This is a genomic window from Superficieibacter sp. HKU1, assembly GCF_029319185.1.
In the GTDB taxonomy this organism is placed as follows: domain Bacteria; phylum Pseudomonadota; class Gammaproteobacteria; order Enterobacterales; family Enterobacteriaceae; genus Superficieibacter.
Window position 1 is genome coordinate 4,331,981 of sequence record NZ_CP119754.1, and the last position, 23,354, is coordinate 4,355,334.

Annotated in this window: 24 protein-coding genes; 12 read left to right on the forward strand and 12 right to left on the reverse strand. The window is 53.2% G+C overall.

Annotated features, from left to right (window positions below; all coding sequences use genetic code 11):
• Nucleotides 1-108: 108 nt before the first annotated feature.
• Nucleotides 109-651 (reverse strand): oligoribonuclease, encoded by a 543-nt coding sequence (gene orn, locus P0H77_RS20660; RefSeq protein ID WP_276159049.1) that lies wholly within the window; start codon nucleotides 649-651, stop codon nucleotides 109-111.
• Between the two features lie 129 nt (nucleotides 652-780).
• On the opposite strand from orn, the gene rsgA reads away from it, so the two are divergent.
• The 3 genes from rsgA (at nucleotide 781) to mscM (ending at nucleotide 6,240) form a co-directional block, all read left to right on the forward strand.
• Nucleotides 781-1,833 carry a small ribosomal subunit biogenesis GTPase RsgA gene (gene rsgA / locus P0H77_RS20665; RefSeq protein ID WP_276159050.1) on the forward strand — a complete coding sequence of 351 codons (1,053 nt, stop codon included), beginning with the start codon at nucleotides 781-783 and terminating at the stop codon, nucleotides 1,831-1,833.
• A gap of 97 nt (nucleotides 1,834-1,930) precedes the next feature.
• Complete coding sequence (gene asd / locus P0H77_RS20670; protein ID WP_276159051.1) at nucleotides 1,931-2,893, forward strand: archaetidylserine decarboxylase; 963 nt, start codon at nucleotides 1,931-1,933, stop codon at nucleotides 2,891-2,893.
• A gap of 20 nt (nucleotides 2,894-2,913) precedes the next feature.
• A complete protein-coding gene (mscM, locus tag P0H77_RS20675) occupies nucleotides 2,914-6,240 on the forward strand; it encodes a miniconductance mechanosensitive channel MscM (protein WP_276159052.1) in 3,327 nt (1,108 codons plus the stop codon).
• Nucleotides 6,241-6,286: 46 nt separating this feature from the next.
• Here mscM and P0H77_RS20680 read toward each other — a convergent pair whose 3' ends face one another.
• The 4 genes from P0H77_RS20680 to epmA all read right to left on the reverse strand — a co-directional run bounded on the left by P0H77_RS20680 (nucleotide 6,287) and on the right by epmA (nucleotide 10,155).
• Nucleotides 6,287-6,598: a YjeO family protein gene (locus tag P0H77_RS20680; RefSeq protein ID WP_276159053.1), complete on the reverse strand. Its 312-nt coding sequence runs from the start codon at nucleotides 6,596-6,598 to the stop codon at nucleotides 6,287-6,289.
• Nucleotides 6,595-7,311: a hypothetical protein gene (locus P0H77_RS20685; protein ID WP_276159054.1), complete on the reverse strand. Its 717-nt coding sequence runs from the start codon at nucleotides 7,309-7,311 to the stop codon at nucleotides 6,595-6,597. Before P0H77_RS20685 ends, P0H77_RS20680 begins: the two co-directional genes overlap by 4 nt.
• A gap of 206 nt (nucleotides 7,312-7,517) precedes the next feature.
• On the reverse strand, nucleotides 7,518-9,005 hold the full coding sequence (gene yjeM / locus P0H77_RS20690; RefSeq protein ID WP_276159055.1) for a glutamate/gamma-aminobutyrate family transporter YjeM: 1,488 nt from the start codon (nucleotides 9,003-9,005) through the stop codon (nucleotides 7,518-7,520).
• 172 nt (nucleotides 9,006-9,177) lie between these two features.
• The gene (gene epmA, locus P0H77_RS20695) at nucleotides 9,178-10,155 is read right to left on the reverse strand and encodes an elongation factor P--(R)-beta-lysine ligase (RefSeq protein ID WP_276159056.1); all 978 of its coding nucleotides are present in this window, start codon (nucleotides 10,153-10,155) and stop codon (nucleotides 9,178-9,180) included.
• Between the two features lie 297 nt (nucleotides 10,156-10,452).
• Between epmA and frdA the strand changes: the two genes are divergently transcribed.
• The 5 genes from frdA (at nucleotide 10,453) to P0H77_RS20720 (ending at nucleotide 14,384) form a co-directional block, all read left to right on the forward strand.
• Nucleotides 10,453-12,243: a fumarate reductase (quinol) flavoprotein subunit gene (gene frdA, locus P0H77_RS20700; protein ID WP_276159057.1), complete on the forward strand. Its 1,791-nt coding sequence runs from the start codon at nucleotides 10,453-10,455 to the stop codon at nucleotides 12,241-12,243.
• Complete coding sequence (locus P0H77_RS20705) at nucleotides 12,236-12,970, forward strand: succinate dehydrogenase/fumarate reductase iron-sulfur subunit (RefSeq protein WP_276159058.1); 735 nt, start codon at nucleotides 12,236-12,238, stop codon at nucleotides 12,968-12,970. The genes frdA and P0H77_RS20705 overlap by 8 nt, the downstream gene beginning before the upstream one ends.
• A gap of 10 nt (nucleotides 12,971-12,980) precedes the next feature.
• A complete protein-coding gene (frdC, locus tag P0H77_RS20710) occupies nucleotides 12,981-13,376 on the forward strand; it encodes a fumarate reductase subunit FrdC (RefSeq protein WP_276159059.1) in 396 nt (131 codons plus the stop codon).
• A 10-nt stretch (nucleotides 13,377-13,386) separates the two neighbouring features.
• Nucleotides 13,387-13,746: a fumarate reductase subunit FrdD gene (frdD, locus tag P0H77_RS20715; protein WP_276159060.1), complete on the forward strand. Its 360-nt coding sequence runs from the start codon at nucleotides 13,387-13,389 to the stop codon at nucleotides 13,744-13,746.
• Nucleotides 13,747-13,853: 107 nt separating this feature from the next.
• Complete coding sequence (locus P0H77_RS20720; protein ID WP_276159061.1) at nucleotides 13,854-14,384, forward strand: lipocalin family protein; 531 nt, start codon at nucleotides 13,854-13,856, stop codon at nucleotides 14,382-14,384.
• Here P0H77_RS20720 and sugE read toward each other — a convergent pair.
• A complete protein-coding gene (gene sugE, locus P0H77_RS20725; RefSeq protein ID WP_276159062.1) occupies nucleotides 14,381-14,698 on the reverse strand; it encodes a quaternary ammonium compound efflux SMR transporter SugE in 318 nt (105 codons plus the stop codon). The two genes, P0H77_RS20720 and sugE, sit on opposite strands and share 4 nt — an antisense overlap.
• Nucleotides 14,699-14,955: 257 nt before the next feature.
• On the opposite strand from sugE, the gene P0H77_RS20730 reads away from it, so the two are divergent.
• Entirely contained in the window at nucleotides 14,956-15,561 is a 606-nt protein-coding gene (locus P0H77_RS20730; protein WP_276159063.1) for a LuxR C-terminal-related transcriptional regulator, read from the forward strand.
• Nucleotides 15,562-15,610: 49 nt separating this feature from the next.
• Here the strand turns inward: P0H77_RS20730 and ecnB are convergent, their stop codons facing one another.
• Together ecnB and efp are read right to left on the reverse strand one after the other, a co-directional pair.
• Entirely contained in the window at nucleotides 15,611-15,757 is a 147-nt protein-coding gene (gene ecnB / locus P0H77_RS20735) for a lipoprotein toxin entericidin B (RefSeq protein ID WP_049839023.1), read from the reverse strand.
• Between the two features lie 224 nt (nucleotides 15,758-15,981).
• Complete coding sequence (efp, locus tag P0H77_RS20740; RefSeq protein ID WP_176919226.1) at nucleotides 15,982-16,548, reverse strand: elongation factor P; 567 nt, start codon at nucleotides 16,546-16,548, stop codon at nucleotides 15,982-15,984.
• A gap of 40 nt (nucleotides 16,549-16,588) precedes the next feature.
• Here efp and epmB point away from each other — a divergent pair, with 40 nt between their 5' ends.
• Both epmB and yjeJ read left to right on the forward strand, forming a co-directional pair.
• Entirely contained in the window at nucleotides 16,589-17,617 is a 1,029-nt protein-coding gene (epmB, locus tag P0H77_RS20745; protein WP_276159064.1) for an EF-P beta-lysylation protein EpmB, read from the forward strand.
• Nucleotides 17,618-17,804: 187 nt separating this feature from the next.
• Nucleotides 17,805-18,665 carry a YjeJ family protein gene (gene yjeJ, locus P0H77_RS20750; RefSeq protein ID WP_276159065.1) on the forward strand — a complete coding sequence of 287 codons (861 nt, stop codon included), beginning with the start codon at nucleotides 17,805-17,807 and terminating at the stop codon, nucleotides 18,663-18,665.
• 43 nt (nucleotides 18,666-18,708) lie between these two features.
• Here yjeJ and P0H77_RS20755 read toward each other — a convergent pair whose 3' ends face one another.
• From P0H77_RS20755 to P0H77_RS20765, 3 genes are all read right to left on the reverse strand, one after another.
• Nucleotides 18,709-19,062 carry a DUF4156 domain-containing protein gene (locus P0H77_RS20755; protein ID WP_176919223.1) on the reverse strand — a complete coding sequence of 118 codons (354 nt, stop codon included), beginning with the start codon at nucleotides 19,060-19,062 and terminating at the stop codon, nucleotides 18,709-18,711.
• A gap of 131 nt (nucleotides 19,063-19,193) precedes the next feature.
• On the reverse strand, nucleotides 19,194-20,840 hold the full coding sequence (groL, locus tag P0H77_RS20760; RefSeq protein WP_276159066.1) for a chaperonin GroEL: 1,647 nt from the start codon (nucleotides 20,838-20,840) through the stop codon (nucleotides 19,194-19,196).
• A gap of 43 nt (nucleotides 20,841-20,883) precedes the next feature.
• Nucleotides 20,884-21,177: a co-chaperone GroES gene (locus P0H77_RS20765; protein WP_043081801.1), complete on the reverse strand. Its 294-nt coding sequence runs from the start codon at nucleotides 21,175-21,177 to the stop codon at nucleotides 20,884-20,886.
• A gap of 230 nt (nucleotides 21,178-21,407) precedes the next feature.
• On the opposite strand from P0H77_RS20765, the gene yjeH reads away from it, so the two are divergent.
• On the forward strand, nucleotides 21,408-22,655 hold the full coding sequence (yjeH, locus tag P0H77_RS20770) for an L-methionine/branched-chain amino acid transporter (RefSeq protein ID WP_276159067.1): 1,248 nt from the start codon (nucleotides 21,408-21,410) through the stop codon (nucleotides 22,653-22,655).
• A 32-nt stretch (nucleotides 22,656-22,687) separates the two neighbouring features.
• Here the strand turns inward: yjeH and P0H77_RS20775 are convergent, their stop codons facing one another.
• Nucleotides 22,688-23,158 carry an FxsA family protein gene (locus tag P0H77_RS20775; protein WP_276159068.1) on the reverse strand — a complete coding sequence of 157 codons (471 nt, stop codon included), beginning with the start codon at nucleotides 23,156-23,158 and terminating at the stop codon, nucleotides 22,688-22,690.
• Nucleotides 23,159-23,354 lie beyond the last annotated feature (196 nt).

Consider the following 23,354-nt stretch of genomic DNA (forward strand, 5'->3'; position numbering starts at 1 on the left):
TTTCAACTTTCCTGCCTGAGTGCTGTTTTTATCAGCAAGGCGTACAATTTAGCGTCAAATTTCGCCCTTCGCAAGCGCGTCGGGCTGTACAGGGGCGTTAAACGCTTATCACTGAATAAAATGCTCGCGGTAATACGCCAGTTCGGCCACGGATTCGCGGATATCATCCATCGCCTGATGGGTACCCTGCTTGGTAAAGCCCGGCAGAATTTCCGGCTTCCAGCGGCGAGCCAGTTCTTTCAGGGTGCTGACATCCAGATAGCGGTAGTGGAAATACGCTTCCAGCTCAGGCATATACTTAAACAGAAAGCGGCGATCCTGGCCGATGCTGTTACCGCAAATCGGTGATTTGCCCGCCGGAACCCACTGCTGCAAAAACGCAATCGTGGCAAGCTCCGCGGCGCGATCGTCAAACTGGCTGGCTTTCACCCGCTCAACCAGCCCGCTACCGGTATGGGTGCGCACATTCCAGTCATCCATCAATGCCAGTTGTGCATCAGACTGATGCACCGCAATTATCGGGCCTTCTGCCAGGATATTTAAATTCGCATCGGTCACCAGGGTGGCAATTTCAATAATGCGATCGCGCTCGGGATCCAGCCCGGTCATTTCCAGATCGATCCAAATCAGGTTGTTTTCATCTGCACTCATGCTATTTTCCACCCATAATTTTATATTCGAGACTCGTCAACGTTATGGCGGATGACGGGTCGGCAATCTTAATCGATAGCATGTATCATAGAGGTTTTGCCCCTGACGGGCGACCAGGAGTCAGTACGATTGAGTAAAAATAAACTCTCCAAAGGTCAGCAGCGCCGCGTAAAAGCGAATCATCAGCGCCGACTTACCACGACTGCGGAGAAGCCTGATTATGATGACAATCTGTTTGGCGAGCCGGCGGAAGGCATCGTCATCAGCCGCTTTGGCATGCACGTTGACGTTGAATCCGCCGACGGTGAAACCCACCGCTGCAATATCCGCCGCACCATCCGCTCGCTGGTCACCGGAGACCGCGTCGTCTGGCGGCCAGGAAAAGCGGCGGCGGAAGGCGTCAACGTTAAAGGCATCGTGGAAGCGGTGCATGAGCGTACCTCGGTTCTGACGCGTCCGGACTTTTACGATGGCGTAAAGCCGATTGCCGCCAACATTGACCAGATTGTTATCGTCTCGGCGATCCTGCCGGAATTATCAGTCAACATCATCGATCGCTATCTTGTCGCCTGTGAAACGCTGGAAGTTGAGCCGATCATCGTCCTCAACAAAATCGACTTGCTGGATGACGACGGCATGCGTTTTGTGAACGAGCAGATGGATATTTATCGCCATATTGGCTATCGCGTGCTGATGGTATCCAGCTATACCCAGGATGGGTTGAAACCGCTGGAAGAGGCGCTGACCGACCGTATCAGCATCTTTGCCGGGCAATCCGGCGTCGGCAAATCCAGCTTGCTAAACGCGTTGTTAGGGTTACCGGTTGAGATCCTGACTAACGACGTTTCCGACAACTCCGGCCTGGGCCAGCACACCACCACCGCCGCGCGCCTGTACCACTTCCCGCACGGCGGAGATGTAATCGACTCCCCCGGCGTGCGTGAGTTTGGCCTCTGGCATCTGGAGCCAGAACAAATCACTCAGGGTTTTGTCGAATTCCACGACTATTTAGGCCTGTGCAAATACCGTGATTGTAAACATGATACCGATCCTGGCTGCGCCATTCGCGCAGCGGTAGAAGAAGGAAAAATTGCAGAGAGCCGCTTTGACAATTATCACCGTATTCTGGAAAGCATGGCGCAGGTAAAGACGCGTAAAAACTTTTCTGAAACCGATAACTGACATTTATGCTTAGCATCGCTAAAATCGTCCCCCTTTTTTCATGGACCCGTTCCGCAGGCGGGTACAGGAACGACAAAACAAAGGCCTGGAGGCTATCGTGTTAAACGATCTTAAACTTTCGCTGCAATATATTCTGCCGAAACTGTGGCTTACGCGCCTGGCGGGCTGGGGCGCAAGCAAACGCGCAGGCTGGCTGACCAAACTGGTTATCGACTTGTTCGTCAAATACTACAAAGTCGATATGAAAGAGGCACAGAAGCCAGATACCGCCAGCTACCGTTCGTTTAATGATTTCTTCGTGCGCCCGCTGCGTGACGAAGTTCGCCCGCTTAACACCGATCCTAACGTCCTGGTGATGCCAGCCGATGGCGTGATAAGCCAGCTTGGTCACATCGAAAACGACAAAATCTTGCAGGCCAAAGGACATAACTATTCCCTGGAAGCATTACTGGCGGGTAACTATACGCTGGCTGACCAGTTCCGTAACGGCTCGTTCGTTACCACCTATCTCTCGCCGCGCGACTATCACCGCGTTCACATGCCGTGCAACGGCATCCTGCGTGAGATGATTTATGTGCCGGGCGATCTGTTCTCCGTTAACCATCTTACCGCGCAAAACGTGCCTAACCTTTTTGCGCGAAATGAGCGCGTTATCTGCCTTTTCGACACCGAATTCGGCCCGATGGTGCAAATTCTGGTGGGGGCGACTATTGTTGGTAGCATTGAAACCGTCTGGGCTGGCACCATCACGCCGCCGCGTGAAGGCATTATCAAGCGCTGGACCTGGCCGGAAGGCGAAAGCGAAGGTTCCGTGGCGTTGCTGAAAGGTCAGGAGATGGGCCGCTTTAAACTGGGCTCGACGGTGATTAACCTGTTCGCGCCGGGGAAAGTGGATCTGGTTGAGACATTGCATAGTCTGTCAGTGACCAAAATCGGTCAACCGCTGGCGGTTTCTACAGAAGCGCAGATCCAGCCTGAACCTGCGCCGCTGCCAGAAGATGAAGTCAACGCCGAGCTGGACGCCAGCCCGCTGGTTGACGACAAGCGAGACGATATTTAATTCAACGTAAAGGGTTTTCCGTGCGCCTGATTATCACTTTTCTGATGGCCTGGAGCCTCAGTATGGGGGCGTACGCGGCGACGGCCCCCGACGCCAAACAGATAACCCAGGAACTGGAGCAGGCAAAGGCGGCAAAACCCGCCCAGCCCGAAGCCGTTGAGGCACTCCAGTCCGCACTTAACGCGCTTGAGGAGCGAAAAGGCTCGCTTGAGCGCGCGCAGCAATATCAGCAGGTTATCGATAACTTCCCCAAACTCTCGCAAACCCTGCGCGCCCAGCTTAACAGCCTGCGTGATGAACCGCGCGACGTGCCCGCCGGGATGTCCACCGACGCGCTGAATCAGGAAATCCTTCAGGTCAGCAGTCAGCTTCTGGATAAAAGCCGCGAGGCACAGCAGGAGCAGGAGCGCGCGCGTGACATCGCCGACTCCCTGAACCAGCTTCCTCAGCAGCAGACCGACGCCCGTCGCCAGTTAAACGAGGTCGAACGCCGCGCAGGCACCCAGAACGGCAACGCCGCGCTAACCCAGGCGCAAAGCCTGGCAGCTCAGGCGGAATCCGCCAGACTTAAGGCGCTGGTTGATGAGCTGGAACTGGCGCAGCTTTCCGCCAATAACCGTCAGGAGCTTTCGCGTCTGCGCTCCGAGCTGGCACAAAAACAGAGCCAGCAGTTAGATGCGTACTTGCAGACGCTGCGTAATCAGGTAAACAGCCAGCGCCAGCGTGAAGCGGAAAAAGCGCTGGAAAGCACGGAGTTGCTGGCGGAAAACAGCGCCAACCTGCCGCCGGATATCGTCAAGCAGTTCGCCGTCAACCGCGAGCTGTCGCAGGCGCTGAATCAGCAGGCGCAGCGAATGGATTTAGTCGCGTCACAGCAGCGTCAGGCCACTAACCAGACGCTTCAGGTGCGCCAGGCGCTTAATACGCTACGCGAACAGGCACAGTGGCTGGGCATGTCCAATATGCTGGGCGATGCCCTCCGCGCTCAGGTCGCCCGCCTGCCGGAAATGCCAAAACCGCAGCAGCTTGATACCGAAATGGCTCAGCTACGCGTCCACCGAATGCGCTATGAAGATCTGCTCAACAAGCAGGCCCAGCTTCGTCAAATGCACCAGGCAGACGGCCAGCCGCTGAGCGCGGAACAAAACCGGATCCTTGAGGCGCAGTTGCGCACCCAGCGTGAACTGCTCTCCTCGTTGTTGCAGGGCGGCGATACGCTAATTCTGGAGCTCACCAAGCTAAAAGTTACCAATAGTCAGCTTGAGGATGCGCTGAAAGAGGTTAACGAAGCCACCCACCGCTATCTGTTCTGGACCTCAGACGTCAATCCGCTGACTATCTCCTGGCCTATTGAGGTCGTACAGGATTTACGCCGCCTCATCTCGCTGGATACCGTCAGCCAATTGGGCAAAGCCAGCATCATGATGCTGACCAGTAAAGAGACGCTGCTGCCGCTGTTTGGCGCGCTGGTGCTGGTCGGCTTCAGTATTTACTCGCGTCGGCATTTTACCCGTTTCCTTGAGCGCTCCTCCTCACGCGTTGGCAAGGTCACCCAGGATCACTTCTGGCTGACCCTGCGCACGGTATTCTGGTCGATACTGGTGGCCTCTCCCCTGCCGGTGCTGTGGGCGACGCTGGGCTACGGTCTGCGTGAAGCCTGGCCTTATCCGCTGGCGGTTGCTATCGGTAACGGTGTAACGGCCACGGTGCCGCTGCTGTGGGTGGTGATGATTTGCGCGACCTTTGCCCGTCCGACCGGTCTGTTTGTGGCGCACTTTGGCTGGCCGCGTAACCGCGTGGCGCGGGCGATGCGCTATTACCTGATGAGTATCGGGCTGATTGTGCCGCTGATCATGGCGCTGATCATGTTCGATAATCTCAACGACCGGGAATTTTCCGCCTCGCTGGGACGCCTGTGCTTTATCCTGATTTGCGGCGCGCTGGCGATGGTTACCCTCAGCCTGAAACGCGCGGGCATTCCGCTGTACCTCGACAAAGAGGGTAACGGCGACAATATGGTCAACAGCATGCTGTGGAACCTGATGATGGGTGCGCCACTGATTGCTATTCTGGCGGCAGCGGTGGGCTATCTCGCCACGGCGCAGGCGCTGCTGGCGCGGCTGGAGACCTCGGTCGCCATCTGGTTCCTGCTGCTGGTGATTTACCATATCATCCGCCGCTGGATGCTGATCCAGCGCCGCCGACTGGCCTTCGACCGCGCCCGGCACCGCCGCGCCGAGATCCTGGCGCAGCGTGCGCGTGGTGAAGAGGAAACGCCGCACGCCACCAGCCTGGAAGGCGCGGTGGAAATCGATGAAAGCGAGCTGGATCTGGATGCCATCAGTACCCAGTCGCTACGTCTGGTACGCTCGATCCTGATGCTGATTGCGCTGCTCTCCGTCATTGTGCTGTGGTCGGAAATCCACTCGGCGTTTGGCTTCCTGGAAAATATTACCCTCTGGGACGTCACCTCCACGCTTCAGGGCGTGGAGAGCATTGAGCCAATCACGCTTGGCGCGGTGCTGATCGCTATTCTGGTATTTATCATTACCACGCAACTGGTGCGCAACCTGCCCGCGCTGCTGGAGCTGGCGCTGCTTCAGCATCTGGAACTTGCACCGGGCACCGGCTATGCCATCACCACCATCACCAAATATCTGTTAATGCTGGTCGGTGGTCTGGTGGGCTTCTCAATGATCGGCATTGAGTGGTCGAAGCTGCAATGGCTGGTTGCCGCGTTAGGTCTGGGTCTCGGCTTTGGTTTACAGGAGATTTTCGCCAACTTTATTTCCGGCCTGATTATCCTGTTCGAGAAGCCGATCCGCATCGGCGATACGGTGACTATCCGCGACCTGACCGGCAGCGTGACCAAAATCAACACCCGCGCAACGACGATCAGCGACTGGGACCGCAAGGAGATCATCGTGCCAAACAAGGCGTTTATCACCGAGCAGTTTATCAACTGGTCGCTGTCGGACTCCGTCACTCGCGTGGTACTCACTATTCCGGCCCCGTCAGAGGCGAACAGTGAAGAAGTAACGCAAATTCTGCTGACGGCGGCAGAACGCTGTTCGCTGGTCATTGATACCCCGCCGCCGGAAGTATTCCTGGTTGATCTCCAGCAGGGCATTCAGATTTTCGAGCTGCGTATTTACGCCGCCGAAATGGGCCACCGGATGCCGCTGCGTCACGAGATCCACCAGCTGATTCTGGCGGGCTTCCGCCAGCACGGTATTGATATGCCGTTCCCGCCGTTCCAGATGCGGCTGGAAACCCTTTCGGGACGACAAACCGGACGCACGCTGACCTCGGCGGGTAAAGGGACACGCCCGGCGGGGAGCGTGTAAACGCTATATTTCTATAAAATGAAAAGCTGGTCATCCCAGCTTTTCATCAACACAGGTAGTAGCGAAAAATAAAACGCCATAACCAAAACACCAGAAGCACCACGGCTACAGAGTATTGCCATAGACTACGCTGTTTTCTCCATATGATGACATAGATAAAAGGAAAGAATAATGGAATAGTTAAAGCAACGCCAACAAGACGAACATCATCATTTTCAATATACTCCATGACATCGCAAATATTTTTTATATCGCTGCCATCAATAAACCATTCTTTATCCTGTGTTGAAAATAGAGTTATTAAAATAACGCATAATAATAACCATATCATATTAATAGCAAATGATTTCCAACTCACTTATCGGCCCTCATTATTTTATTAATAGTTTCTTTCTTTTCAATGATCCTGCGTCCATATTCGCTATATTCTCGACCAGGAGAGCCAGGTGGCTTATGGATAGACTGGAGAATATCATCTTTACTTCTCATAGTTCCACGATTATATCTCGAAGCTGCTAAGATTATCTGTTCATCAGTTAAATGCAGAGTATCAGAGTCTGGGTTATCGTAAAGAATAAGATCATGAAGATGATATGCCACTATCCTGATATTAAAACTATTATCCAACAAGCACTGTGAAAGACGAAACTGTTGAAAATGCGTTAAAGTGTTTGGATTAATGCCAATTGTTTTTGCGGCAACCCCAAGCTGGATGGCTATTGATCCAACTGATGTTGCATTTGATAATTCATTAGTATCATTCCTGAGAATTTCTTCAATCACTTGCCTAAATTGCAACACACCTACACCTTTAAATCTTTCAGGTGTTCCGCCTACTTCAGCAACAGCGACACCCGCCAGTAGAAGTTCCGGGATTCTTGCTTCGAAAGCATATTTTTTTATTTTATCACGATGGTGAATTAGCCAGGCCGTCTTATAATACCAGAGATACGCTTTTCCTGTCATAAAGCACCAATTAGAAGGCAAAGCATACCAACGGAAAAAATCAAATCCATTCCAGTGAGGAAAACCATATTTATCAACATCACAAAAAACAAGAGAATCAAACATATTATATGTCCATATAATGCTAGTCATGCAATGATAATCCAGGCAATGTCATTATAAATGCGATCGCTATCACATCAGAAAAAATAACACTCACCAGTCATAATATATATGTATATGTCAAGATTTATTAAAAACGAGGTCAATAAAAAGCCCTGCTATTATTTAACAGGGCTTTATCTGTTTTTTTATTTTACACCATAACCTGCTCAGGGTTGTTTGCTACTCTTGCAACGGTAATTCTCATAAATCCCCGTCGCCAGCAGCGAGAAGAAAATCGGCCCGCCGACCATCCACAATGCGCTGCTCCAGTCACTGGCCTCAATGATCGGCTGAACAACGGTAAAGATGTTGGCGAAGGCCACAATCAACACCACAATAGCCGTCGCCAGAAGCGTGCTGAACCGATTTTTAAAAATCACAAACGGACGATCGACGTCCTGCCGCGCCTTGAAGAAGGGAAAGGCCAGCGCGAGGAATAAATAGGGTATCGTCATTGAAACGTTCGCCATTAGCGTCAGCTTGTTATAAAACGCCGAGGCGGTATCGCCGCCGAAAGACACCAGCAGAATAAACAGGCATACCAGCACGCACTGCATCCCCATCGCAGTGGCGGGCATCCCATTTTGATTAAGACGCGTCATTGCCACAGGCCACAGCGCTTTCGGCGTGCCCTGTATGATCGCTTTTAGCGGCGAATAGCTCAGCGTGAAAAACGCGCCGGTATAGGCCAGAAACATCGATAAACCGGTAACTCTGGCAAACCATGTTCCCATCACCAGTGCATTTTCCGGCGATAAGTTCATCGCCTGCCCTAATGTCACGCCAAGGCTTTTCATTAAGACATAAGTAATATTCCCCAGGTTTGTGCTGCTGGTACTTAATACCTGCTGCCAGTTGGTACTGACGCCCCACAGGAAGATGGCCAGCGAGTAACCGACGGAAATGACTATGGCGGCAAAAACGATACCGCGGGCAAAATTCTTTTCCGGCTTTTCGGTTTTATCGACCAGTCCACCGACGGCCTCAATACCACCGAATGCGAAAATAGCAAAAACGACAAAGGAGAGCATCGCCAGCCCCGACTGGTAGCCAGGGTTCGGCGAGGCGGCAAAATTAACCGGTTCAGCGAAATGTCCGCCATTCAGGCACAAGATGGCGATACTTGCCAACAGAAGCACCAGATTAAGACACATCACGGCGATACCGCCAACCGCGGTAACCCGAGCAATTTTGTTAATGCCTTTTGAAGCCACAGAGGTCACCAGCAGCATCCAGACTATCGCCAGGATGCCCACGACCTGCGTGGAGCTCAGGCTGGCAAATGCCCAGGTCTGCGTTCTGTCCGTGCCGAACAAAAAAGTAGAAAACGGCACCCAGACTTTTGCGGCGGAGCTGACCATCCATACCACGTAAGATGAAAACCACATAAACGTCCCGATAAAGGCATAACGGGGTCCGACGCTATGGTTCATCCACGAGTAAATCCCGCCCTCTTCCTTACGATAAGCCGAGCCCATTTCAGCCATCATCAGCGCAAAAGGGATAAAGAAAAACAGCGCGGAAAAGATATAGAACGGCGTGGCACTGTAGCCCATCAATAAGTAGGCTGAAGGACTATTGGCAAAGCCAAAAACGGAAGTAAATATCATCAGGATAAGCCCGATCAGGCTCATCTTTTTTGTCTGCTGGGTCATAAAACCATCCATAAGGGTGTGTAGCGGCGGCGGATGGTAGCAGAAGACCAGACAAATGTTGTGACTTAATGGGGCACGCCAGAAAGAAGCCCCATTTCATTTTAAAATGGCAGTTTTTAGTACCGCAAAGCGTGATTCCCGCGATGGTTCCCTCTAAAAAGAGGGAAACGAATCAGGCTCGGTCAACGCTGAAGGCCAGCACGTCGGCAAGAGTCTCCGCGCCCAGTGCCAGCATCACCAGGCGATCCACGCCTAATGCCACGCCAGAACAGTCTGGCAAACCGGCTTTTAATGCTTCCAGCAAATTGACGTCAATTGGCTGCTGCGGCAGACCGCGCGCCGCGCGCTTGCGGTTATCCTGCTCAAAACGCTGCTGCTGCTCGCGCGCGTCGGTCAGCTCATGGAAACCGTTCGCCAGCTCAAGCCCTTTGAAATAGACCTCAAAACGTTCTGCCACGCGGTGATCTTCAGTGCTGATTTGCGCCAGCGACGCCTGGCTTGCCGGGAAGTGATAGACAAACGCCGGACGCTCTTTCCCGATATGCGGCTCAACGCCCATCGCGAACAGCAGTTGCAGGAGGGTATCGCGATCCTCTTCGGTATCGGCAATATTGCTGAGATCGAGCTTCGCCGCCGCCTGACGCAGTTGGGTTTTATCAGCGGAAAGCGGATCGATTTCCAGATGGCGCTGAAACGCCTGCTGATAGGAGAGCGTTTCCGCCGCCGGACACTCCAGCACCTGTTGCAGGAGATCATCAACCTCATTCATCAGGCGGTACATATCATAGTGCGGACGATACCATTCCAGCATGGTGAACTCAGGATTATGGTGACGTCCCATCTCTTCATTACGGAAGCTGCGACAAAGCTGATATACCGGTCCGCAGCCCGCCGCGAGCAGGCGCTTCATATGGTATTCCGGGCTGGTCATCAGATACAGATTCATCCCCTGAGAATGGCCGGGACCGACGAAACGGGTTTCAAACGGGAACAGGTGAACGTCAGTTACCGTCGCCTGGCTCATGCAGGGCGTTTCCACCTCCAGTACGCCCCGGTCGGCAAAAAAACGACGGATTTCGGTCATAATTTTTGCACGTTTCAACAGGTTAGGAATGGATGCGCTCGGCTGCCAGGTTGCCGTTTCGCTCATGGTTTTGTCTCCGTTTTTTGCTAAGGGCACGAAGTCTACTCGTTCCTCCACGCGGAGACAAATTTTGTACAGCGCATCGCCCGGCCAACAACACGAATAATTTATAGAGAGAACTAAAGCAATAAATTCATCAGGAATAGTGATAAATCATCATAAAGAACCGCAAAAAAATCGAACGCGTCAAATTTCCCCTCTTTCGCCACGGGTATACTGCTTTACCTATAAAGGAGCAGTGGATACGTTTTTGCTGCCGCCCGTCGGGCGCGCGGCGAAATAACAATAATCTGGAGGAACGTCGTGCATACTTTTCAAGCCGATATTGCCATTGTAGGCGCGGGCGGTGCGGGATTACGTGCTGCTATCGCCGCAGCACAAGCCAGGCCTGACGCTAAAATCGCACTGATCTCAAAAGTCTATCCCATGCGTAGCCATACCGTTGCCGCCGAAGGGGGGTCGGCTGCGGTCACTCAGGATCATGATAGCTTTGAGTACCATTTCCACGACACCGTTGCCGGTGGCGACTGGCTGTGCGAGCAGGATGTGGTGGACTACTTTGTGCATCACTGCCCGACGGAGATGACCCAGCTTGAACAGTGGGGCTGCCCGTGGAGCCGTCGGCCTGACGGTAGCGTCAACGTGCGGCGTTTTGGCGGCATGAAGATTGAGCGCACCTGGTTTGCCGCCGATAAAACCGGTTTCCACATGCTGCATACGCTCTTCCAGACCTCCCTGCAATTCCCCCAGATCCAGCGTTTTGACGAACATTTCGTCCTCGACATTCTGGTCGACGACGGGCAGGCGCGCGGCCTGGTGGCGATGAACATGATGGAAGGCACGCTGGTACAAATTCGCGCCAACGCCGTGGTCATGGCGACCGGCGGCGCGGGCCGCGTCTACCGCTATAACACCAACGGCGGCATCGTGACCGGTGACGGCATGGGCATGGCGCTTGCGCACGGCGTCCCGCTGCGGGATATGGAATTTGTTCAGTATCACCCGACCGGCCTGCCGGGTTCCGGGATCTTAATGACCGAAGGCTGCCGTGGTGAAGGCGGTATTCTGGTCAACAAAGACGGCTATCGCTATCTTCAGGATTACGGCATGGGGCCGGAAACACCGCTTGGCGAGCCGAAAAATAAGTATATGGAACTGGGCCCGCGTGACAAAGTCTCTCAGGCATTCTGGCACGAATGGCGCAAGGGCAATACCATCTCCACGCCGCGCGGCGACGTGGTGTATCTCGACCTGCGCCATCTCGGCGAAAAGAAAATCCTCGAACGCCTGCCGTTTATCTGCGAGCTGGCAAAAGCCTATGTTGGCGTCGATCCGGTGAAAGATCCGATCCCGGTGCGCCCTACCGCGCATTACACCATGGGCGGCATTGAAACCGATCAGCACTGTGAAACCCGCATTCAGGGACTGTTCGCCGTCGGTGAATGTTCTTCTGTCGGTCTGCACGGCGCTAACCGTCTCGGCTCCAACTCGCTGGCGGAACTGGTGGTGTTTGGCAAACTGGCAGGCGAGCAGGCGATGGCGCGTGCGGCGTCAGTCGGTGCGGCCCGTGATGGTGCGCTTGATGCGCAGACCGCCGATGTTGAACAGCGTCTGAAAAATCTGGTCAATCAGCAAGGTACGGAAAACTGGGCGAAAATCCGTGATGAGATGGGCATGTCGATGGAAGAAGGCTGCGGTATCTATCGCACGCCGGAGCTGATGCAGAAAACCGTCGACAAGCTGGCGGAGCTTCAGGAACGCTTTAAACGGGTGCGCATTACTGACACGTCCAGCGTGTTCAATACCGACCTGCTTTACACCATTGAGCTGGGGCACGGCCTGAACGTGGCCGAATGTATGGCGCACTCGGCCATTGCCCGCAAAGAGTCACGCGGGGCGCATCAGCGTCTGGATGAAGGCTGCACCGGGCGTGATGACGTGAATTTCCTCAAACACACCCTCGCCTTCCGCGACGCGGACGGCACCACTCGCCTGGACTATAGCGACGTGAAGATCACCACTCTGCCGCCGGCAAAACGAGTTTATGGCGCAGAGGCGGAAGCCGCCGAGAAGAAGGAGACCACGCATGGCTGAGATGCAAACAATGAAAGTTGAGGTGGTGCGCTATAACCCGGAAACGGATACCGCGCCCCATAGTGCTTTCTACGACGTGCCTTATGATGAGCAGACCTCATTGCTGGATGCATTGGGCTATATCAAAGATAACCTTGCGCCCGATCTGAGCTATCGCTGGTCCTGCCGGATGGCGATCTGCGGCTCCTGCGGCATGATGGTAAACAAGGTGCCGAAGCTGGCCTGTAAGACCTTTATGCGCGATTACACCCACGGCCTGAAAGTGGAAGCGCTGGGCAACTTCCCTATCGAGCGCGATCTGGTGGTCGATATGACGCACTTTATCGAAAGCCTGGAAGCGATTAAACCCTATATCATCGGCAACGCCCGCACGCCGGATCAGGGGCCCAACAAACAGACCCCGGCGCAGATGGCGAAGTATCACCAGTTCTCCGGCTGCATCAACTGTGGCCTGTGCTATGCCGCCTGTCCGCAGTTCGGGCTTAATCCGGAGTTCATCGGCCCGGCAGCCATTACCCTCGCGCATCGCTATAACGAAGACAGCCGCGATCGCGGTAAAAAAGAGCGTATGGCGCAGCTGAACGGGCAAAACGGCGTCTGGACCTGTACGTTTGTAGGCTATTGTTCGGAAGTCTGCCCGAAACACGTCGACCCGGCGGCCGCTATTCAACAGGGTAAAGTCGAAAGCTCGAAAGACTTTCTTATCGCCACCCTGAAACCACGCTAAGGAGTGCACTATGACGACTAAACGCAAAGCCTACGTCCGGCCAATGCCGACGAACTGGTGGAAAAGCCTGCCGTTTTATCGCTTCTATATGCTGCGTGAAGGAACGGCGATCATGGCGGTCTGGTTCAGCATTGAGCTGATCTACGGGCTGTTTGCGCTGAAGCACGGGCCGGAACACTGGGCCGAGTTTGTGAGTTTTCTGCAAAATCCAGTCATCATCATTCTGAATGTCATTGCGCTGGCAGCAGCCTTGCTCCACACCAAAACCTGGTTTGAGCTGGCACCGAAAGCCGCCAATATCATTGTGAAAGATGAAAAATTAGGGCCAGCGCCGGTGATCGCCGGGCTGTGGGTGGTGACGATAATTGTCACCGTCGTTATTTTAGCCGTTGCCCTGTTCTGGTAAGGAGACTCCGATGATTAATCCCAATCCAAAACGTTCTGACGAACCGGTTTTCTGGGGACTCTTTGGCGCTGGCGGTATGTGGTGTGCCATTGTCGCACCCGTCATCATACTGCTGGTTGGCTTTTTGCTCCCGTTGGGCCTGTATCCTGGCGATGCCCTCAGCTACGACCGCGTGCTGGCTTTTGCCCACAGCCTGATCGGACGGGCGTTTATCTTTTTGATGATTTCTCTTCCGCTGTGGTGCGGCCTGCACCGTCTGCACCATATGATGCACGACCTGAAAATCCATGTTCCTAACGGCAAATGGGTCTTTTACGGTCTGGCTGCTATCCTGACCATCGTCACGCTGGTTGGCGTCATTTTTATGTGATTCGTACGCCCTCTTATTAAAAATGAGAGGGCGATTTTTATTTTCCCGCACAGCAATTTTTTCCGCCAGGTTCTACACTTAGCTTAAAAACCTGCAAGGAAAATACCATGCGTTTGCTGCCTGTTGTCGCCACTGCTACCGCTGCGCTTCTGCTGGTTGCCTGTAGTTCCCCAACGCCACCTGCGGGCGTCACCGTCATTAATAATTTCAACACCCAGCGCTATCTTGGCACCTGGTATGAAATCGCCCGTTTCGATCACCGTTTTGAGCGCGGATTAGAGCGGGTTACCGCCACCTACAGTCTGCGTGACGACGGCGGTCTGCGGATCATTAACCGCGGTTATAATCCGGATCGGGGAATGTGGCAGCAATCGGTAGGGAAAGCTTATTTTACGGGCGATCCGAGCCGGGCCGCGCTGAAGGTCTCGTTCTTCGGCCCGTTCTACGGCGGTTATAATATTATCGCGCTGGATAAAGAGTACAAACATGCGCTGGTATGTGGGCCGAATCGCGACTATCTGTGGATCCTCTCCAGAACGCCGACCATTTCTAAAGAGATGAAACAGCAGATGCTGGATACCGCGATCCGGCAGGGTTTTGCCGTTGAGAAGCTAATCTGGGTCGATCAGTCCCATTAATGGGTGCTGAGTTTCAGGCCAATAATCCCGGCGACAATCAACGCAAGGCTTACGATACGCGCCGGGTTGGCGGACTCGCCAAATAACAGGATGCCGGTGATGGCCGCACCCACCGCGCCAATGCCGGTCCATACCGCGTAGGCAGTGCCGACCGGTAGCGTTTTCATTGCCCATGCCAGCAAGGCAAAGCTGAAAAACATAGCGACGAGGGTAATAATGCTCGGAACAAGGCGGCTGAAACCATGGGTATATTTCAGCCCAATCGCCCAAACCACTTCAAGAAGACCAGCAATAACAAGAATTAACCAGGACATATTGGCTCCCGTATCGGGGCCGTCCCCATTGTTGAAAGCGCTGACGGGTCGTCCCGCAAGGCTGTTTGAAGAGTTTATTTTACCAGCCCGGAATAAAAACTCAATAATTTAACTTAAGTGTTATTCGGCGCGTTATTGTCAGAAATACGTCTATTTCGCAGCGTAAATCCCACCTTTATCTTTTTTACTCTTTATTATGATGACGTCATTGCCGTTGCGATACACAGGTATCGTTCTCTTTCAATTATGAAAACCCTATGTATAAAATTCTGATCATTGACCGCTGCCAGTTTAGCCGCCATGGGCTTGAGAAATGGCTGACGCAGGGACATACGTTTACCTCGCCAGTCATGGTGACCAGTCTTAATAGTCTTCTTTTAGCAAGAGAGCATATTGAACACTGGCAGCCCAGTGTGGTTATCGCAGATTTAAGCGGTTTTCAGGACGATCCTTCGCAGACCCAGTTGATTACCTCAATCTTTGCCGCCTGCGGGGAGCGTAGTCAGGTGATCCTGCTCCAGTATCGGCCTGCGCAGAATTATACCCATCATGCGGCAGTGCTGGTAACCCTGTCGAAAAAAACGCAGCTGCAGCATATTACCAATATGATTGAGTCGGCATTAAGCTCGCGCCCATGGCTGAACTATACCCATACTATTAGCCCGTTATTAACGCGTCAGGAAGAGAAGGTGTTATCGCTATGGCTGGAAGGCGTCAGCAATCCGCTCATCGCCGGTATGCTCAGTATTAGTGGGAAAACGGTATATACCTATAAACGGAATATCCGACTTAAGTTGCGGATGGATAATCGGTTTTCACCCTTCTTATCCCCTGGCGAAAAAATAGTTGAACGCACGTCATAACGGTACGACTAAAAAGCCGTACCGTATGGCGTTTTATCGCTGAATAACCTTACTGCTGAGCTTTGGTTGCTGCGCCAGAGATTGCGCTGCCGCCGTCAGAAATATCTTCGCCTACCCCACGGGTGGTGTTACAGGCGGTTAATACTGAAGAAAGCACCAGCACTGAAAAGATCGCAGCAATTGTTTTCTTAAACATAGTTTCTTCCTTTATTCACCAGTGTTATTTGTGTATAGCAACTTAAGCATAGACAAAATCCTGAGAAATGGCGGTCAGAAAGAAATTTTTAAGAGTCTTTGAAGAAGCGAAGCGACAGAACAGCAAAAGAGGCGGGTAAACAAGCTGGCGCAGCCTGATGCCGCACCAGAACAATGTGCCTGCTCAGGCCAGAACGCTTCCGACGCCAGCAGGCACAACGTACATTATTTTACGCGGGAAACGTATTCACCAGAGCGGGTATCCACTTTGATCACTTCGCCCGTCTGGACGAACAGCGGCACTTTCACCACGGCACCGGTAGACAGTTTAGCGGGTTTACCGCCAGTACCGGCGGTGTCGCCTTTCAGGCCCGGATCGGTTTCAACGATTTCCAGTTCAACGAAGTTCGGCGGGGTTACAGAGATCGGCTGGCCGTTCCACAGGGTCACGATGCACTCAGCCTGGTCCAGCAGCCATTTTTCGCTGTCGCCAATGGCTTTTGCGTCTGCAGAAAGCTGCTCGAAGGTTTCGTTATTCATGAAGTGCCAGAACTCACCGTCGTTGTACAGGTAAGTCAGGTTCATATCGATAACGTCAGCGCCTTCAGCAGAATCGGTAGACTTGAAGGTTTTCTCTACGCGGGTGCCGGTCAGCAGACGACGCATCTTAACGCGTGCAAACGCCTGACCTTTACCTGGTTTAACGAATTCGCTGGCTTCGACCGCATAAGGTTCGCCGTCCAACATGATTTTAAGACCAGCACGAAAATCGTTGCTATAGTAAGTCGCCATAAGGCCCTCTGAAATTGTTAAATGGTAGCTAAGCCACAAAATGGCGCATATTGTAACCCTAAATACCCCGTCCCGAGAAGATTGGTTAACGCAACTTGCCGATGTTATTACCAATCCCGATGAACTTCTGCGTCTTCTGAATATAGACGCTGATGATGCTCTGCTCGCAGGAATTGAGGCAAAACGCCTGTTTGCCCTGCGCGTGCCCCGTGCGTTTGCGGCGCGTATGCAGAAAGGCGACCCGCACGATCCGTTGTTGCGTCAAGTACTTACCTCGCAGGACGAGTTTATCGTCACGCCTGGTTTCAGCGCCGATCCGCTGGATGAGCAGCATAGCGTGGTGCCTGGTTTGCTGCACAAGTACCAGAATCGTGCGCTGCTGCTGGTAAAAGGCGGCTGTGCGGTTAACTGCCGCTATTGCTTCCGTCGTCACTTCCCTTACGCCGATAATCAGGGGAACAAACGTAACTGGCAAACCGCGCTGGACTACATTGCTGCGCATCCTGAGCTGGATGAAATTATTTTCTCCGGCGGCGATCCGCTGATGGCGAAAGATCACGAGCTGGACTGGCTGCTTTCGGCGCTTGAAGCGATCCCGCACATTAAGCGCCTGCGTATTCATAGTCGTTTACCCATTGTGATCCCTGCCCGCATTACGCAGACCCTGGCGGCACGTTTTGCCCGTTCATCGCTGCAAATTCTGCTGGTGAACCATATCAACCATGCTAACGAGATTGACGCAGATTTTCGCGCGGCAATGGCAACGCTACGGCAGGCTGGCGTCACGCTGCTGAACCAGAGTGTCCTGCTGCGCGGTGTCAACGACAGTGCAAAAACGCTTGCCGCGTTGAGCAATGCGCTGTTTGATGCTGGCGTGATGCCCTACTATCTTCACGTGCTGGATAAAGTTCAGGGCGCAGCGCATTTTCTGGTCAGCGACGAGGAAGCGCGAACGATCATGCGGGAGCTGTTGACGCTAATTTCAGGGTATATGGTGCCGAAACTGGCGCGTGAAATTGGCGGCGAGCCCAGCAAAACGCCGATTGATTTACATTTACGGCAAAAATGATTTTTATCTATTAAATCATTTTATCAATATGCTCAGGCTGACGTGCAACTCAGCCTGAGCACAATTGGTCATTGTATTCTTGCCTCAGTACATTAAAATAATGCCGCAGAATGCCAACTTTAAATATACAATTTAATTATTAATAACTTTTAACTATTATTTATATAAATGGTTAGGGAGAACCGCAATGGCGATAAATATTAAAGGAATAAACACCGGAGTTATCCGTCAGGGTGATACTTTTGTGGCGCTGGCGTTTAAAATCAGACAGCCGAGAAATAAAGAAACCACGCTTTTTTTCCCTGCGCTGGTACTCAGAGACCTGCTTATCGCGCTGGAGCATCGCCTCTGGCAGCACAGCCAGATGCCTGAAGAACAGCGGCTGGCACTGTCCAAAGCCCGTGACGCCGCTACCAAAAAAATGCATGCCAGCATTCCGACGCTCACTGTGGAGGAGTTGCGCGATGCTGATGCTTCGCAGCGGGTGGAGAACCTGGAGCTTAGCGACAATAAAGGCGAAAATTTACTTTTCAAATTGAGCCTTAACGGCGGCGATATACTGGACGTCGAAATTAACGAGCTGCAAATTTCGTTAATCGTGCAGGCAATTATTCATGCAATAAATAATGCGAAAATGCGCGAGCTGTCATTGCGCCTGTCTTCGCTGCTCGACTTCCTGCCGTTATATGATGTGGACTGCCTGGCGAATGGCAGTCTGGAATATGACACTTATCAGCAGCCTGAATGGAAATTACAGCTTTTCAATCATTACCTGGCGATGGTTTATCAGTACACCGACGAAAAAGGTCAGCTGCAGCAGTGCGGCACGGTGGTGAAAACGCGCAGTAAGTCAGAAACCAAACAGGCTGAAGCCATCTCTCGTCGCCTGCTGGCTTACAGCCGTCGTCTGAGCAAACTGAAAGACAAGCCCTGTGAAGTATTTGTCAAAACCCTCACGACAGATAACGCACACCCGCTCTCACAAGAGCAATGTATGCGCGCGCTGTATCAGCTACGCATGAGCGTTCAGCAGAAAGCCTCCGCCTGATAGCGTAATATGCCCCCATTCCGGGGGCATGACATAACGGCAATCAGTTCGGGCACTTATATACCTGGCCCTGCATTTCGCTGGCGGTCGGTACAAAGCTCGACAACATTCCCTGCGTTGGGCTACTTACGCCATAAATCACGTTGCCGCCCATCTGTGCCGCTTCATTACGCAGGGCGTTTGCCGCACCACGCATTGAACCGCCCTCTTCGCCGTGTTGGCCGGACAGCCAGTTACTTTGTTTGCCCGTCGCGGTGCCAACTAGCTGGCACTCCGCACCCGGCTTATCTTCAACAAAGCGAACACTCTGTCCACCGGCGGTCAGATCGTTACTGGCGCTACAACCTGCCAGCAGTAACGCTACACCCACGATCCCTGCTGAGACTTTTACGCGCATGTTATTCCTCGTTATCAATTAGCGGGACAAACCTGTCCGTGTGTAAATGTTATACTAAAAAGATGACCAAAAGAAAAACCCCCGGACATTTCTGCCCGGGGGTTTATTCATTTCTGCGAGGTGCAGGGCAATTACATCATGCCGCCCATACCACCCATGCCGCCCATACCACCAGCAGCCCCTAAGTCAGGCGCATCGCTTTTCGGCAGGTCGGTTACCATGCACTCGGTGGTGATCATCAGACCGGCTACAGATGCCGCGTACTGCAGAGCAGAACGGGTCACTTTAGTCGGATCCAGGATACCCATGTCGATCATGTTGCCGTATTCTTCGGTAGCCGCGTTGTAACCGTAGTTGCCGTCGCCCGCTTTCACGGTGTTAGCTACCACTGACGGTTCTTCACCGCAGTTCAGCACGATCTGACGCAGTGGAGCTTCCATTGCGCGCAGCGCAACTTTGATACCCACGTTCTGATCTTCGTTCTGACCACGCAGTTCGCCCAGCTTGGAGGCTACGCGGATCAGCGCAACGCCACCACCAGCAACCACGCCTTCTTCTACCGCAGCACGGGTCGCGTGCAGGGCATCTTCAACGCGCGCTTTCTTCTCTTTCATTTCAACTTCGGTAGCAGCACCGACTTTGATAACGGCCACGCCGCCTGCCAGTTTCGCTACGCGTTCCTGCAGTTTTTCACGGTCGTAGTCGGAAGTCGCTTCTTCGATCTGCTGACGGATCTGAGTCACACGACCCTGAATAGCAGATTCTTCACCCACGCCATCAATGATGGTGGTGGTGTCTTTGTTGATCACAACGCGTTTTGCCTGGCCCAGGTCTTCCAGGGTGGCTTTTTCCAGTTCCATGCCGATCTCTTCAGAGATCACGGTACCACCGGTCAGGGTAGCGATATCCTGCAGCATCGCTTTACGACGGTCGCCGAAGCCCGGTGCTTTAACCGCAGCCACTTTCACGATACCGCGCATGGTGTTAACCACCAGGGTCGCCAGCGCTTCGCCTTCAACGTCTTCAGCGATGATCAGCAGCGGTTTGCCTGCTTTTGCCACGGCTTCCAGAACCGGCAGCATTTCGCGGATGTTGGAGATTTTTTTATCAGCCAGCAGGATGAACGGGCTTTCCAGTTCTACTGCGCCAGTTTCCGGCTTGTTGATGAAGTAAGGAGACAGGTAGCCACGGTCGAACTGCATACCTTCAACCACGTCCAGTTCGTCCTGCAGACCGGTACCGTCTTCAACGGTGATCACGCCTTCTTTACCGACTTTGTCCATCGCTTCCGCGATCAGTTTACCTACGGTTTCGTCGGAGTTAGCGGAGATGGTACCTACCTGAGCAATGGCTTTGGAGTCAGAGCACGGTACGGACAGCGCTTTCAGCTCTTCAACCGCAGCAGTGACCGCTTTGTCGATACCACGTTTCAGGTCCATCGGGTTCATACCCGCAGCCACGGCTTTCAGACCTTCAGTAATGATGGACTGTGCCAGCACGGTTGCGGTGGTGGTGCCGTCGCCCGCAGCGTCGTTCGCTTTAGAGGCCACTTCTTTCACCATCTGCGCGCCCATGTTTTCGAACTTGTCTTCCAGCTCGATTTCACGTGCTACGGACACGCCATCTTTGGTGATGGTCGGTGCACCGAAAGATTTATCCAGAACTACGTTACGGCCTTTCGGGCCGAGGGTAACTTTCACTGCATCTGCCAGTACGTTTACGCCGCGCAGCATTTTCACACGAGCGTCGTTACCGAATTTTACGTCTTTAGCTGCCATTTTTTCTTTCCCTTAAATTCGTATGTTCAGTGTCGTTCGCGAATTACGCTTCAACAATTGCCAGGATGTCGCTTTCGGACATGATCAACACTTCTTCATTGTCGATCTTCTCGGATTTCACACCGTAGCCATCGTTAAAAATCACGATGTCGCCCACTTTAACGTCCAGCGGCTGCACATTACCGTTTTCCAGGATGCGGCCTTTACCGACAGCGATGATTTCGCCACGAGTTGATTTGCCTGCTGCAGAACCGGTCAGAACGATACCGCCAGCCGATTTGGATTCAACTTCTTTGCGTTTGACGATCACACGATCATGTAGCGGACGAATACTCATTGATAGCTCTCCTTTGAGAAAGTCTTTATCAGTTATGGATGACGTCAGAGAGCCACAGGCTTCTCCGACTGGTGCCTGAGAGATGGGGGTCGCTTTTTGCCCCTTCAAGGGGGAAGACGAAAAAAAATTTTATTCCCGGCGATTAATCGCTTCGCATTGCGATACCGGGGCGCTCCAGACGGAGTGTGGTACCATCGGTGACGCGTAAATCGTTAATTGAGAACTGATTGATGTCTGGATTAAAACAGGAGCTGGGACTGGCTCAGGGCGTGGGGTTGCTTTCCACGTCATTGTTGGGAACCGGCGTTTTTGCCGTTCCGGCGCTGGCGGCGCTGGTCGCGGGAAATAACAGTTTATGGGCCTGGCCCGTGCTGATTGTGCTGGTGTTTCCGATTGCCATCGTCTTCGCCATCCTGGGGCGTCATTTTCCCAGCGCGGGCGGCGTAGCGCATTTTGTCGGCATGGCGTTTGGCCCGCGTCTTGAACGCGTTACCGGCTGGCTATTTTTGTCAGTTATTCCGGTAGGCCTCCCCGCTGCGCTACATATCGCCGCCGGGTTCTGGCAGGCAATGTTTGGCTGGTACGGCTGGCAATTGCTTATCGCCGAACTGATCACTCTCGCGCTCATCTGGTTTATTGGCACACGTGGCGCAGGCTCCAGCGCTAATTTACAAAGTCTGGTAGCGCTGCTGATCGTCGCGCTGATTGTGGCTATCTGGTGGTTTGGCGATATTCCCCTGGCACACATCCCCTTCCCTGCCCCGCAGGACATTCAGACTCCGGCGCTGTTTTCCGCCCTGGCCGTAATGTTCTGGTGCTTTGTCGGGCTGGAGGCTTTTGCCCATCTGGCTTCCGAATTCAAACACCCGGAACGTGATTTCCCGCGGGCGCTGATGATCGGGTTATTGCTGGCAGGGACGGTGTACTGGGCCTGCACCGTGGTGGTCCTGCACTTTAACGCTTACGGCGAAGATCGTGCTGCCGCCGCCTCGCTGCCCGCCATCGTGGTGCAGCTTTTTGGCGTTAAGGCGCAGTGGGTGGCCTGCATTATTGGCTATCTGGCCTGCTTCGCCAGCCTGAATATTTACATTCAGAGCTTTGCGCGGCTGGTCTGGTCGCAGGCGCTGTATAAACCGCAGAGCCCGCTTGCGCGTTTGTCGAAAAAACAGCTGCCGATCAACGCGCTCAATGCCGTGCTGGGCTGCTGCGTTATCTGCACCATCGCGATTTACGGGCTGGAGATTAATCTGGACGCGCTGATCGTCTATGCCAACGGCATCTTTATCATTATTTATCTGCTGTGCATGCTGGCGGGCTGCCGTTTGCTGAAAGGACGTTACCGGGCGCTGGCGGTGATCGGCAGCCTGTTGTGCCTGCTGCTACTGGCGATGGTGGGATGGAAATGTCTGTATGCCATTATCGTGCTGGCCGCGCTGTGGCTGTTTTTGCCAAAACGCGGCATTGTCGTACCATCATAATCATTTAACGGGCCTGAGACATCGCAGGCCCGTTAGCGATCGTCCTTATGCTCAATCCGATCGCGCTCGTCATCTTTACGCTGGTATTCCCCGTCAAACGTATTTCCCCCGCCGGTTCCGGCGCTGAATCCACCGCCCGGCATGCGTGAAAAGCGCAAATGCGGCATCAGCTTCAGGGTCAGATGCTTTTGCACCGGCGGTAACAACAGGAGCAGCCCTAACAGATCGGTGAAGAAGCCCGGCAGCACCAGCAGCAGGCCGGAGATGATCAGCGAAACGCTTTTAATCATTTCGCTGGCCGGGCTTTCACCCGCCGCCATCTTCTGTTGCATCAGCAGGAAGTTTTTGAATCCCTGATTACGCACCAGCGACATGCCGATAAACGAAGTAAAAATCACCAGCAGCAATGTTAACAGCACGCCCAGCACGTGAGCGACCTGAATGAAAATCGAAATCTCGATATAAACGTAAAGAAAAACAGCAAGTAAAGGTATCCAGCGCACTGGCTTCTCCTGTGGTGGGCAGCGGCAAGTCAGCCTCTGCCAAAATGGGTTTGCAAAACGCATCTTTATGAGATGGAGGCGAATCACCAAAGTTCAACCAAATTACCCGGCTATTTTCAGGCTTTCCCCTCAGGGAGTGACACATTTCACACATCAATAATTATCTTGCGATCTCGCGCATATTAAGTGATCCAGA